Annotated in this window: 14 protein-coding genes, 1 pseudogene and 1 riboswitch; of the genes and pseudogenes, 11 read left to right on the forward strand and 4 right to left on the reverse strand. The window is 51.9% G+C overall.

Translation table 11 applies throughout. The annotated features are described in order from the left end of the window. Positions 1-9: 9 nt before the first annotated feature. On the reverse strand, positions 10-1,383 hold the full coding sequence (locus JD108_RS07940; RefSeq protein ID WP_198829308.1) for a sigma-54 interaction domain-containing protein: 1,374 nt from the start codon (positions 1,381-1,383) through the stop codon (positions 10-12). A gap of 242 nt (positions 1,384-1,625) precedes the next feature. Between JD108_RS07940 and JD108_RS07945 the strand changes: the two genes are divergently transcribed. The 8 genes and pseudogenes from JD108_RS07945 (at position 1,626) to JD108_RS22805 (ending at position 8,664) form a co-directional block, all read left to right on the forward strand. Further along, on the forward strand, positions 1,626-2,708 hold the full coding sequence (locus tag JD108_RS07945) for an aromatic ring-hydroxylating oxygenase subunit alpha (RefSeq protein ID WP_198829309.1): 1,083 nt from the start codon (positions 1,626-1,628) through the stop codon (positions 2,706-2,708). A 13-nt stretch (positions 2,709-2,721) separates the two neighbouring features. Beyond that, entirely contained in the window at positions 2,722-4,170 is a 1,449-nt protein-coding gene (locus tag JD108_RS07950) for an NAD-dependent succinate-semialdehyde dehydrogenase (protein ID WP_323958409.1), read from the forward strand. Between the two features lie 16 nt (positions 4,171-4,186). Continuing rightward, a pseudogene (locus JD108_RS07955) lies at positions 4,187-4,912 on the forward strand (ABC transporter ATP-binding protein); the annotation flags it as partial. Between the two features lie 86 nt (positions 4,913-4,998). Next, positions 4,999-5,637: an ABC transporter permease gene (locus JD108_RS07960; protein WP_198829310.1), complete on the forward strand. Its 639-nt coding sequence runs from the start codon at positions 4,999-5,001 to the stop codon at positions 5,635-5,637. Between the two features lie 17 nt (positions 5,638-5,654). Then, positions 5,655-6,566 carry an osmoprotectant ABC transporter substrate-binding protein gene (locus JD108_RS07965; protein ID WP_198829311.1) on the forward strand — a complete coding sequence of 304 codons (912 nt, stop codon included), beginning with the start codon at positions 5,655-5,657 and terminating at the stop codon, positions 6,564-6,566. Further along, positions 6,563-7,219, forward strand: coding sequence for an ABC transporter permease (locus JD108_RS07970; RefSeq protein ID WP_198829312.1), 657 nt, complete (start codon positions 6,563-6,565; stop codon positions 7,217-7,219). Before JD108_RS07965 ends, JD108_RS07970 begins: the two co-directional genes overlap by 4 nt. Positions 7,220-7,239: 20 nt before the next feature. After that, entirely contained in the window at positions 7,240-8,349 is a 1,110-nt protein-coding gene (locus JD108_RS07975; protein WP_198829313.1) for a tartrate dehydrogenase, read from the forward strand. Positions 8,350-8,499: 150 nt separating this feature from the next. Next, a complete protein-coding gene (locus JD108_RS22805) occupies positions 8,500-8,664 on the forward strand; it encodes an S-layer homology domain-containing protein (RefSeq protein WP_407649426.1) in 165 nt (54 codons plus the stop codon). A 133-nt stretch (positions 8,665-8,797) separates the two neighbouring features. On the opposite strand, the gene JD108_RS07985 is transcribed toward JD108_RS22805, so the two are convergent. Together JD108_RS07985 and JD108_RS07990 are read right to left on the reverse strand one after the other, a co-directional pair. Then, positions 8,798-9,316, reverse strand: coding sequence for a DUF3231 family protein (locus tag JD108_RS07985; protein ID WP_198829314.1), 519 nt, complete (start codon positions 9,314-9,316; stop codon positions 8,798-8,800). Between the two features lie 106 nt (positions 9,317-9,422). Next, positions 9,423-9,758, reverse strand: a complete 336-nt coding sequence (locus tag JD108_RS07990; protein WP_198829315.1) for a hypothetical protein — start codon at positions 9,756-9,758, stop codon at positions 9,423-9,425. A gap of 199 nt (positions 9,759-9,957) precedes the next feature. Next, a riboswitch (PreQ1 riboswitch) is annotated at positions 9,958-10,002 on the forward strand. A 108-nt stretch (positions 10,003-10,110) separates the two neighbouring features. Between JD108_RS07990 and queC the strand changes: the two genes are divergently transcribed. From queC to queE, 3 genes are read left to right on the forward strand one after another with little or no spacing between them, the layout of a single operon-like run. After that, positions 10,111-10,845 (forward strand): 7-cyano-7-deazaguanine synthase QueC, encoded by a 735-nt coding sequence (gene queC, locus JD108_RS07995; RefSeq protein ID WP_198829316.1) that lies wholly within the window; start codon positions 10,111-10,113, stop codon positions 10,843-10,845. Next, a complete protein-coding gene (gene queD / locus JD108_RS08000) occupies positions 10,842-11,288 on the forward strand; it encodes a 6-carboxytetrahydropterin synthase QueD (RefSeq protein WP_198829317.1) in 447 nt (148 codons plus the stop codon). The genes queC and queD overlap by 4 nt, the downstream gene beginning before the upstream one ends. Next, positions 11,278-12,006, forward strand: coding sequence for a 7-carboxy-7-deazaguanine synthase QueE (gene queE, locus JD108_RS08005; protein WP_198829318.1), 729 nt, complete (start codon positions 11,278-11,280; stop codon positions 12,004-12,006). Before queD ends, queE begins: the two co-directional genes overlap by 11 nt. Before the next feature lie 106 nt (positions 12,007-12,112). Here the strand turns inward: queE and JD108_RS08010 are convergent, their stop codons facing one another. Then, complete coding sequence (locus tag JD108_RS08010; RefSeq protein WP_198829319.1) at positions 12,113-13,006, reverse strand: Rossmann-fold NAD(P)-binding domain-containing protein; 894 nt, start codon at positions 13,004-13,006, stop codon at positions 12,113-12,115. Positions 13,007-13,140 lie beyond the last annotated feature (134 nt).

The following is a 13,140-nucleotide window of genomic DNA, read 5'->3' on the forward strand; positions in this document are numbered from 1 at the left end:
TGCCAATCGCTACAAATCCTGATCAAGATCCTGGCAATATTTTCGAATCAGCCGCGAGGCCTTCGTTTGGCTGATGTTCAGATCGGCCGCTACTTTTCGCGAGCTTTTGTGTTTCTTGTACGAGTTGACCACGAGCTCTTTTTCGTACTCTTGCACGGCCAGATCGAGTGATACGGGGGAGGAATGGGGCAGCTTGGGCTTGGTATTTTGCAGGATGATGTCGGGCAAGTCTGATGCTTGGATGACGCCATCGCAGGTTACGACCAGACGTTCTATCACATTTTCCAGCTGGCGAACGTTGCCGGGCCAGCTGTAGCCCGCGAGAATATCCAATGCTTCCTGAGAGATGATGTGGCTGGTTTGGTATTTTTGATTGCATTTGTTGAGAAAATAATAGATGAGCGGAACAATGTCTTCTTTTCTCTCCCGCAGCGGCGGCAATTTCAATTCAATGACGTTAAGCCGATAATAGAGGTCTTCCCGAAATTGCTTGTTTTCCACCATTTGCAAGAGATTTTGATTGGTCGCGGCAATGATGCGAATATCCACGGTTTTTACCTCCGTGCCCCCCACAGGCAGGAATTGCCGCTCCTGAATCACCTGCAGGAGCTTCGCCTGGATTTTCGGCGAAATTTCCCCGATTTCATCCAAAAAGATCGTCCCCTGATCGGCCGCTTCCAGCAAGCCTATTTTTCCCCCGCGGTTCGCACCCGTAAAGGCACCCTGCGAGTATCCGAACAGCTCCGATTCCAACAGTTCCTCCGGTATCGCTGCGCAATTGATGGCGAGGAAAGGGGCGTTTTTCCTGTGACTGAGCTTGTGGATGTAACTGGCCAGCACGCTTTTTCCCGTGCCGGATTCTCCCTGAATCAAGATGGTCGTATCGACCTGGGCTACCTTTTTGCAGTACTTGATCAGGTTTTCCATTTTCTCGTTATTGGTGATGATGTTTTCGCTGATGGAGTGAGTCTCTTTTGCTTCACCATTTTTTTCTTCCGCGGAAATATACAGGTTGATGAAGTTCTGCTCGTGGGAAGTGGTCACAATCAGCTCAATTTCATTCTCATTGTTCAAAATGGGGATGGCAGTGGTAATCAATTCGGCACCGATGCAGGTGGTTTGTCTGATCGTTACAGGCACTTTTTCCTTCATGACGATCGGAATGATGGACGGGCCCCAGTACCCTTTTGAGACCAAATCCTCATTGTACTTGCCGATGATATCGCTTGGCTTTAATCCATAATGCCTCTCCGAAACATTGTTTACATAGATAATCCGCCTGTTTTTGTCTAGCACGAAGATTTCATCCGAGGAATGGTCCAAAATTTTCATCAGCGTCTCTGTGCTGATCCCCGTTTTATTCATCTCGATCAGGTTTCTCATGTCCGCTTCCCCCAATCATTCTAAGATGCACGATTTTTGAATAATGAGTCAATTCTGACTATGATGAGTCCATTGTAACTCGGAAATCGCCATAAAAAAAGCGGCAAAAAGGCGCAAAAAGAAGCGTGATCCCTGTCATAGCGTTATTCTTATGGATTGGCATTGTTCTTGCTTAATAAGAAAATTGTAACCGGTTTCAACATTACACCACCACAATACCGAAAAGAGAGGGGAAAATCACCATGTCTGTGCAAGAAAAAAATCTTGAAGTAAATCGTGTAAAGACGATTCCCTATCGTTTGTATGCCGATCCGAGCATCCTGGCCATAGAGCAGGAAAAGATTTTTGCAAAAAGCTGGCAATACGTAGGTCACGTCAGCCAATTGCAAAAAACAGGGGATTTCTTCACCTGTGAAGTTGCCGGAGAACCTCTGGTGGTGGTCTATGGCAAGGATGAACAAATCCGCGCGTTCTACAATGTGTGCCCCCACCGTGCCACCAAGCTGGAAAAACAAGCGGAAGGAAACAAGAAGATACTGCAATGCGGCTATCACGGCTGGACCTTCAATTTGGACGGTTCCTTGCATCGAGCGCCCAACTTTAAAACGGCCGCTCCTTTCTGTGAGGGAGAAGCCTGCCTTCGCTCCGTCCGCCTGGAAATTCAGGCTTCCATGATCTTTGTGAACCTGGATGATCACGCTCGTCCTCTGTCCGAGAGTTATGGAGATTTCTTCGATTCGCTTCAGGATTTAACTTTTCTCGGTGAATTGAAAAAGGTATGGAGCAAAAGCCGGGTGATCAAAACCAACTGGAAGGCCTTCATGGACAATTACCTGGAATGCGATCATTGTCCGATTGCCCATCCCTCCTTCACCGCCACGCTCGACATGAGCCAGTACAAAGTGATTGCCTGTGAGAATTACTCCGTCCAAGGCACGATGGTCAAACCGGAAAAAACACTGGGCAGCATTGAGTTGAATAAAGCGGAATTCCAGGGCGGCCGCTTTTACTGGCTGTGGCCAAACATGGCGGTGACGGTCTATCCCGGTTCCGGAAATATGACGGTCATCAGGATGGTTCCGATCGATCACGAAACCACGCTGGGCATCTATGATGTTTTCTTCCGCGATGAAAACCTGACGAAAGAGGATCAGGATCTGCTTCAGTTTATGGAGCAGGTGCGCGAAGAGGATATTGAACTGGTGGAGCTGGCGCAAATCGGGTTTAAATCGAAAGCCTTTGCTTACGGGTACTTGTCGCCAACCGAAAATGGCGTCCTGCAGTTCCATCAAATGGTTCGCGAAGCACTGGGAATCGAAGAGTAAAGGGGTGCCAACCATGTCAAATATCCATACGATGCCCCACAAGTTAAATTACATCAACGGACAATGGACCGGCAGTGAGCTGGCGTATATGGAGGTCGTAAATCCATTCAATGGGGAGACGATCGCCACGGTTCCCAAAGCGGGCAGGCGCGAAGCGGAAATGGCGATAGACGCAGCCCATCAGGCTTTCTCCAGTTGGTCCCGCTTGTCTGCCCAGGAGCGAGCCGGCTATCTCCAAAGAGTCGCCAACATCATGTTGGAAAACAAAGAAGAATTGGCGCGAATCATGACCTTGGAAATGGGGAAGCCGCTTCGCGAGTCGAGAGGGGAAGTGCAGTATGCGGCCTCTTTTCTGGAATGGTACGCGGAAGAAGCGAAACGCATTTACGGCCGAACGGTTCCGGGCAGAGATGCTTCCCAGCGAATCCTCGTTCTGAAACAACCGGTCGGTGTCGTGGCTGCCATCACACCGTGGAACTTTCCGGCGGCCATGGTCACCAGAAAACTGGGTCCCGCTCTGGCGGCCGGATGCACGATTATTGTGAAACCAGCGGAACAGACGCCGCTTACCGCGATTCGCTTGATGGAGTATTGTGAGCAAGCCGGCATTCCCCACGGAGTGGTCAATCTGGTTACCGGCGATCCGGCCGAAATTGGCGATGCCTTTATGAGCAATCCCCTGGTCCGCAAAATTACCTTTACAGGATCTACTGCCGTAGGGAAGCACTTGATCCGAAAAAGCGCCGATCAGGTGAAGAAAGTATCGATGGAACTTGGCGGCCATGCGCCCATGATCGTATTTGAAGACGCCGATGTGGAGAAGGCGGTGCAGGGAGCGATCTCATCGAAATTTCGCAATGCGGGGCAAACATGCATTTGCATGAACCGGATCTATGTCCATGAGAAGGTATACGACCGCTTCGTCCAGGCATTTGCGGAAGCCGTCAGTCAATTGAAGGTCGGCGATGGGCTGGACGAACATACGCATGTCGGACCGATTATTGACCGGGATGGCTATGAGAAAATCGATCGCCATGTGCAGGATGCGCTGGAGAAAGGGGCGAAAGCAGTTATTGGCGGGAGGGGCCACATCGTCAATGAACGCGCTTGCTTTTACCAACCGACCGTTTTAACCAACGTAAACTCTGATATGCTAATAATGTACGAAGAGACATTTGGTCCCGTCGCGCCGATTCAAACCTTTCAGCGGGACGAAGAGGCGATTGCGCTCGCGAATGCTTCTCCGTATGGTCTTGCCGCTTATTTTTACACCGAAAGCATGAAGCGCGGGACCAAGGTCATGGAGGCATTGGAGTATGGCATCATCGGTTGGAACGATGCATTGCCTTCGACCGCCCAGGCCCCATTCGGAGGGATGAAAGAAAGCGGAATCGGACGGGAAGGGGGGAGTGAAGGAATCGAACCATACTTGGAGACCAAATATGTCTCAGTCGGAATCTGAAGGAGAGGTGGAAGCATTGATTTCTTTTCATAACGTGCGAAAGACCATCAATGATGTCCAAATCATTAAAGGACTGGATCTTCAAATCAATGAAGGCGAATTGTTCGTCCTGATTGGGCCGAGCGGATGCGGAAAGACGACGACCATGAAAATGATCAATCGGCTGGTGGAGCCTTCTTCCGGGATCATCGAGATCAACGGGGAGGATATCTCCAAAAAAGACCCTGTTCAGCTTCGCCGAAACATCGGATACGTCATTCAGCAAATTGCATTGTTTCCGCATATGACCATTGGTCAAAATGTTGCGCTGGTTCCGAAACTGAAAAACATGGATAGCCGCGTCTATGAGAAGAAAGTGGATGAATTGCTCGATATGGTTGGGTTGGATCCCAAAACATACAAGAACCGGTATCCTTCCGAATTGAGCGGAGGACAACAGCAGCGGGTGGGCGTCATTCGCGCCATGGCGGCCGATCCGCCGATCATCCTCATGGATGAACCCTTCAGCGCGCTTGACCCCATCTCGCGGGAGCAACTGCAGGATGAGTTTGTTCGGCTGCAGAAGACGATCCGGAAAACGATTATCTTTGTCACGCATGACATGGATGAGGCGCTCAAAATCGCCGACCGCATCTGTCTGATGAGGGACGGGAGCATCGTACAGCTGGATACGCCAAGAAACCTGTTGCAGCAGCCGGCAGATGACTTTGTGATTGACTTCATTGGACCCAAACGCCTGCAAAAACATTTGAAAGAATTTAACGTCTCGCACCCCATCCACGGAGGTGCTCCTCTGCAGCCGGGAGTGTCGCAAGGCGGGGGTTCCAAATGAATGAGTTTCTTGCGTTTGTGGTCGAGCGGTATCCCGATATTGTGCGGATCATCTGGGAGCATGTGTATATTTCCTTGATTGCAGTGGTGGCGGGCTTTATCGTTTCCGTGCCGCTTGGCATTCTTTTGACAAGGGCGGAAAAACTGAGCCAGTACGTAATCGGCGTGGTGAATGTCGTACAGACCATTCCCAGTATGGCACTGCTCGGGTTCATGATTCCGCTGATTGGAATTGGAACGTTTCCAGCCATTGTCGCGCTCTTTTTGTACGCGATCCTGCCGATTCTGCAAAACACCTACACCGGGATCAGAGAAGTAAATCCCGCCATGAAGGAAGCGGCGAGAGGGATGGGCATGACGGACCTGCAAATTTTGCGAAAAGTGGAAATCCCGCTGGCCATTTCCGTGATTATGGGGGGATTCCGCACGGCAACGATCTATACGATCGGATGGGCCACGCTCGCCTCGCTGATTGGCGGAGGCGGTTTAGGGTATTTCGTGTTCACCGGCCTCACCATTTCCAATGATGGCATGCTCCTGACAGGCGCGCTTGCAGCAGCTTTATTGGCTGCCGCAGCGGATATTGGCACTCGTAAGGTTCAGAATATTTGCACTCCAAAAGGGCTGCGAAAATAGAAAAGAGGGGGATTACGATGAAAAGCAAATGGTTACCTCTGGCCGTTTTTCTATTGATTGTGAGCATGGTTTCGGGCTGTTCCCAGAAAGCAGCCTCCGGTCCCACGGATACCGTCAAAATTGGGTCATGGTCCACATCGGAACACTTGATTCTCGCACACATGCTCAAACTGATGATTGAGCAAGACACGCAATTGAAACCGGAGATTGTAGACGGCCTCACCTCTACCCCGGTCGTGCTGAAAGCGATGGAGAGCAATGAAATTCAAATTTCCGCCGTCCGCTACGTGGGGACAGACCTGTCCAGCAGCCTAAAAATAGACGATCCGCCAAAAGATCCTCAGGCCGCCCTGGAGATGGTACAGAAAGGCATGCAAGAAAAATACGATCAGACCTTTTTCCCATCCTACGGATTTGAGAACACCTATGTGTTTACGGTTCGGCAAGATCTGGCGGATCAATTGAAGCTGGAAAAAGTGTCAGATGTGGCGCCGCATGCCAAAAACCTGCATCTGGGAACGGATAACGCCTGGCTGGAGCGGACACATGACGGTTACCCGGCTTTTAAAAAGGCATACGGCATCGAATTCGGGAAAACATCGCCGATGGAGATCGGACTGGTCTACAAGGCGGTCAGCAATAAAGACGTGGACATCGTGCTCGCCTATTCCACGGATGCCCGCCTGCAAGAGTATCAGTTGAAAACACTGGAAGATGACCAGAAATTCTTCCCGCCGTACCAGGCAGCTCCCGTCGCAAGAAATGACGTGTTACAAGCCCATCCTGAGCTGAAGGACGCGATCAACAAATTGGTGGGACAGATCGACACGCAAACGATGACCCATCTCAACTACCTGGCCGACATTAAGAAAGAAAAGCCCGAGGAGATCGCGAAAAACTTTCTGAAAGAGAAAGGATTGCTAAAATGAGCACGCTACTGGATGTTTTCGAATTGTTCAGGAACGAGTGGGAAATGATCCTCGTATCGACGTCAGAGCATCTGTTTATGAGTGTATCCGGAGTAATCATCGCGATTCTCATCGGCGTGCCGCTGGCGATCTGGATGACGAAGAACGAGAAACTGGCCTTGATCATTCAAACGTCCATCAATATTATTCAGACAATTCCGTCACTTGCGTTGCTGTTGATGATCATGATCTTTTTCGGGTTGGGATACACGACCGCGATCCTGGCTCTGGTCTGTTACTCGTTTCTGCCGATCGTCCAAAACACGTACACAGGACTGCAAAATGTGGACCGGCATCTCATCGAAGCGGGCAAGGGCATGGGGATGACCCCGCTTCAATTGCTGCTGAAAGTGAAGATTCCCTTAGCTATGCCCGTCATGATGGCAGGATTTCGGATCGCCACGGTCGTGTCCATCGGTGTCGCCACCATTGCTACCTTCGTTGGGGCAGGGGGCCTGGGCGCGGTAATTTTCCGAGGGATATTATCCACGGATGACGTGAGAATTCTCGCCGGTTCGATCCCCGCCGCCATCCTGGCGGTCAGCGTGGATTTCCTCCTGAAGTGGGCGGAAAAGAGATCCGGCGTTCATCTGTACAAAGCGAGAAACCATTAAGAAAACAGGAGCGAATCGCAGTGAAAAACATCCATAAGATCGCAGTCATACCGGGCGACGGGATCGGGCCTGAAGTGATCCGCGAAGGGGTAAAAGTCTTGCAAAAAATTGCCGAATGGGATGAGCGCCTCCAGTTTCAATTTGATTTCTTTCCCTGGGGATGCGAGTACTATGTCCGGCATGGCAAAATGATGGCCGATGACGGCATGGAACAATTGCAGTCGTTTGATGCGATTTATTTGGGGGCCGTAGGGTATCCGGGCGTACCCGATCATGTTTCGCTCTGGGACCTGCTGCTCAAAATCCGCAAGCGGTTTGATCAATACGTAAACCTGCGGCCGATCAAGCTATTGCAAGGAGCGCCATGTCCGCTGAGAGATGTCAGGCGAGAAGACATCGACATGCTGTTCATCCGCGAAAACAGCGAAGGAGAATACGCGGGAGCCGGAGACTGGCTATTCAAAGGGAAACCGGAGGAAGTGGTTTTGCAAACCGGCGTTTTCTCCAGAAAAGGTACAGAGAGAATCATCCGCTACGCATATGAAACCGCGCGAAAGACGGGAAAAACCTTAACCAGCGTGAGCAAAGGCAATGCCTTGAACTACTCCATGGTGTTTTGGGATCAAGTGTTTGAGGAGATCGGGAAAGAGTATCCGGATGTTCAGACCTATTCGTACCTCGTCGATGCAGCGAGCATGTACATGATCAACCAGCCGAAACGGTTCCAGATCGTGGTCACGTCTAATTTGTTCGGAGATATCTTGACCGATCTGGGGGCAGCATTGGCGGGGGGACTGGGACTGGCGGCCGGAGCCAACATCAATCCGGAGAGAATCTACCCCTCCATGTTTGAACCCATTCACGGATCGGCCCCGGATATTGCCGGGCAAGGCATCGCCAATCCGCTTGCCGCGATCTGGTCGGCCAGTCAAATGCTCGAATTTTTGGGGTATGAAGAATGGGCGCATGTCGTTCTCGAGGCAACCGAGCAAGTGTTAAAAGAACAAAAGGCGCTTACACCGGATTTGGGGGGAACCGCCTCCACTTCAGAGGCAGGGGATGAAGTTGTCTTGAAGATGACGGAGATAATAGGGAAGAGCTTCCCCACTACAGCCTCATCCAACCATTAGGAGAGAGTCGGCTAGATTTTCAGTGGAAAAACCACGTCAGGAGGATAAAAATGAGGAAGAAAGCTTTCTTGATTCCCTGGTTTGCCCTTCTTTGCTTGATGACGATGTCCTCTATGGCAGTGGCCTCACAACCGGCAGAAGGCTTCGATCCTGTTTGCGGATGAGGCTTCCATCGCCGGCTACGCCAAAGATTTTGTCTATCAGCTGAATGCTGGTGGTATCTTGGGCGGCGTTGGCAACGACCTTTTTGATCCCTCCGGAGTCACCACCCGCGCTGCTGCGGCTAAAGTTCTCTCCATCCTCCTGAATTACTAAGAGGAATCTGATGGTAAGCAAATCTGTATCGGCATGCCCCCTGTCGCAAGAAAATGCTCATGGGGGCTTTTTTTGCGGGCGACAGAAAAGAACCAACCCCTTGATGACAAAGAGGCTGGTTCGCAGTTTTTTATCAGGCGTGAACTGGCTCCGGCGTGCTGACATGCAGCGGAGGAGGCACGAGCCAGCCTTTTTCCTTATTGATCCGCAGCAGTCTTGCACCGAATTGAGCTTTTGTCATGTGGAACTGGCCAAACATCATCGCAATGTCCTCGCGAATGCATTGGCTGATCACCTGGCTACATGCAGTCAGTCCTGCAGCGATGTCACGGCCAACCCCTGCGGCGATTTCCGCATCGTTAAAGCGGGCACCGACCGGGATGCTCTCCAGGGAGGCGGTTGGACGCTCCGGAGGCGAAGGCGGCAGCCCTACACCATTGATTTTCAAGAGGTTTTCCACTTGCTCGCTTTCCTGCTTCATGCTGCGTACAACATCTTCCAAAAATCCGCGGAGATCCCTGTCACCTGTATGATTGATAAAGGTTTGGTAGGCCGCCACCAAGCCTTTGGTGGTAGAGAGGTAGCTCCACACGCCAAATACTTCTCCGTAGTGCATTGGTTCTTTTTCTGGAGTGCCGCTAAGAATTCCCATGATTGTCCTCCCAGTATTTAACAAAGTCGTTATGTCCATTAGGCATGTCTCCAACTCTTATCTTGCGATTGTATTGCGTTCTTACTTTTCACGGGAGCGCTCTAATTTATTCAGGGAAATACCCCTCGGATGCCCCCAGCAAACCATCAAGCTGGTTGACGGCTTGGAGAAAATCCGGATGGGATTCCCGGTTCCTCTCGGCCAGTCTTCTGAGCTCCCAATAGCCTTCGCTCAACCGGAAAAGGGGGGAATCCGGATCAAAAGCCTTTTGCCTGGCTGGTTCGGAAACAACGTGATTGGAGTGCTTAAAAAACGTCTCGGCAGGGATGCTTTGCAGGGTCTCTTTTGTCTCCCGCAAGAGCTGCTGCAGATTTTGCGGCAAAAGGTCCTGCTGCTGCTGAAGAGTGTCGATAATGCCCATCACATACTCTTTTTTGGTCATGGCTTCTCATCGCCCCTTTCATGTGGGTTTGCCATGATTACTTTGTCCTTTCTGCTGCAAATACATGCTGAAAATGATCAGACCTTTTCACAAATTTGCCCCCAGCCGTGGCGAAGTGTATGGTATACTACTGCTATTCGAATACAAAATCTGAAGTCATCCGGCAGACAGCCCTCGCGGCTACGCCGGGCTACTGGCTTCGGGAGAGGTTCTAGCTACACCCTCTATAAAAAACTAAGGAACGGTATCTCCTTAGATATCGTTTTTTTCATGTTCCGCTAAGTATAGGTGTGGGGAAGGAACCTCTCTGCCTGGCGTTTGCGCGTCAGGAGATAAGAGAGGAGAGCATGAGATGATTCAGCAACAGGAAAATGGCTTCGAGAACGTTGCCAGCGGGAACGCAGCCAAACACCAGAACGCTGCCAGCAGCGAAAAGGCCATCGTCGTCTTCAGTGGCGGCCAAGACAGCACCACCTGCCTTTTTTGGGCGATGAAGCACTTCCGTGAAGTGGAAGCCGTCACGTTTGACTATGGACAGCGTCACAAGCTGGAGGTAGAAGTGGCGGCCCGCATCGCCCGGGAGCAGAACATCAGGCACCATGTGCTAGATATGTCGCTGCTCGGCCAGCTCGCCCCCAACGCCCTGACCCGGGACGAGATCGCGATCGAAGAGAAGCAAGGCGAGCTGCCGACTACCTTCGTCGATGGGCGCAATCTGCTGTTTCTCTCTTTCGCCGCTGTCCTGGCCAAACAAGTCGGTGCCCGGCGGATCGTGACAGGCGTGTGCGAAACGGATTTCAGCGGATACCCGGATTGCCGGGATGTGTTTATCAAGTCGCTGAACGTGACGCTGAATCTCGCGATGGATCATCCGTTCGTCATCGACACGCCCCTGATGTGGCTGACCAAAGCGGACACCTGGAAGCTGGCCGATGAGCTGGGGGTCTTGGATTATGTCCGCCAGCATACCCTCACTTGCTATAACGGCATCGTGGCGGACGGCTGCGGCGAGTGCCCGGCCTGCCGTTTGCGGAAAACAGGTCTGGAAGAGTATCTGTCCGGCATCAAAGGGGGGATGCTGGCATGATGCAGCAAATCTACCCCTCTGTCGCCCACCCGTTCCGCTACGAGCTGAACAAAGACCTGCAATTCGCGGCGGCTCACTACGTTCCCAGCGAACGGGCGGGCAAATGCAGCCGCGTCCACGGACATACCTATTTCGTCAATGTGACGATTGCCGGAAATCAACTGGATGAGACGGGGTTTTTGGCTGATTTTTCCGCGCTGAAAAAAATCATTCACGACCGGTTTGACCACAGTTTGCTCAATGAGCATGCGGAGTTCTTTGACAACGAAGACGCCGACCGCTTTCCGACGACAGAGATCGTCGCCCGGACCATCTGCGACTTGATCCAGGCCTATTTGGACCAGACAGAGAACAAGCCGGTATGCGTGCAGGTTTTCGTGCGGGAGACGCCGACCAGCTATGTGCTGTACCGACCGTTTGCGGGAGGTTCCCATGAGCGCTAAACGCATCCCGGTAATGGAGATCTTTGGGCCGACGATACAAGGGGAAGGCATGGTCATCGGGCAGAAAACGATGTTCGTGCGGACGGCGGGCTGCGATTATGCCTGCTCCTGGTGCGACTCGGCATTTACCTGGGACGGCAGCGGAAAAGACGATATCCGCATGCTGACCGCAGAAGAAATCGCAGCCGAGCTGCTGCAGACAGGCGGAGCGGCCTTTTCCCATGTGACCATATCCGGCGGCAATCCGGGGCTGCTCCCCGCCTTGGATGAGCTGATCCAGCTCTTGCATGAGCAGGGCATGGAGGTGGCGCTGGAGACACAAGGAAGCCGCTGGCAGGACTGGTTTTTGCAGATCGACCAGCTGACACTGTCGCCCAAGCCGCCGAGCTCCGGAATGACCACCGACTGGGAAAAGCTGGACGATATTATCCACAAGCTGTCGGCCCATGCCCGCAGCTTCAGCCTGAAAGTGGTGGTATTTGACGAACGCGATCTGCGCTATGCCGAAGAGGTGCACCAGCGGTACCCGGAGGTTCCTTTCTTTTTGCAGCCGGGCAATGACGACTTGCGGGAAGGGAATCCGCACATTTTGCTGGGGCATTTGCTGAAGCGCTACGAATGGCTGGTAGAGGCCGTTATCGCCTCTCCTTCATTGAAAAACGTGAGAGTTTTGCCGCAATTGCATACCTGGATTTGGGGAAACAAACGCGGAGTATGACCGAGGATATCGGGCTGCGCTTCCTCTTCTCCCCCTTACTCCTCCTCTTTTTTCTCAGGGGGGTAAGGGGGAACTTTCATGAAGAGGCAAGCAGCGGCATTCATGCTTACTCGGATTGCAAGAGATCATGCATAATCAGCTCATTCAAGAGATCGTCCAGCTGGCGGAACTGAAAACCTGCAGAACAGGCTTTGCTCACATCCAAAGAAAGAGAGCCGCCGACATCATATGGAGAGCGGATTGCGGGGTCGGCCGGTGCCGTGATCTGCGCGTCCATTTTTGCTTGGGAGCCAATCCGCTCCAGCAGTTCTGCAAACGAGATGTCTCCGGGTGAACCGGCGTTGAAGGAACCTATGAGCTTATTCTCGGCGGCAAAGAGGAGAAAACGGGCGGCGTCGTCAGAGTCGATAAAGCCGATCCGGTCCTCGGCACGTGTGATGCCGATCGGCACTCCTGTTTTGACGCGATCGACATGAAATTGAAACCGGCCGGTATAATCATCCGGACCGATTACCAGAGGAAACCGGATCGCCGTTCCCGGTATTCCCGATTGGAACAGTACAGCCTCTGCCTGTCTTTTGGCTTCCCGGTACCCTTCAAGTCCGGGGTACTCCCGTCGGCCGCGGTAGTGGATGGGATAGCCGAGGGGGTCATACTCGCTTTCCTGTTTGCGCACCCCGAACTCATAGACGGCCATGGTGGAAGTAAGCACGTAGTGCCCGATCCGGCCATGGAGGACATCCAGCACATCCCGTATTTCCAGCGGGGAATAACAGGTCTGGTCAAATACGCAATCCCAGTAGGTGTCTGTATGACCAAGAGCGGATAGAAGTGTCTCTTTGTTTTCCCGATCCAGAATCAGCCGTTGAATGTGCTCGCCAAAAGGATCAGCAGCTATTCCCCGTGTCGCAATGGTAACCTCCCAGCCCCTGTCGAGCAGATGCTGGACCAGTCTTTTGCCAAAAAATAGAGTGCCGCCAAGCACGAATGCCTTTTTCATAGGAAACCCCTCTCCGCTTTTCGATAAAAATATTTTTACTAAAGTTGTCTTTCATCATAATGGAACGATTCTGATTTTTCAAGCTGCTCGGCTCAAATATATGGCCAACTGGCATGATACACTTAGAAAAATGG

This window comes from Brevibacillus composti, from assembly GCF_016406105.1.
Lineage (GTDB): Bacteria > Bacillota > Bacilli > Brevibacillales > Brevibacillaceae > Brevibacillus > Brevibacillus composti.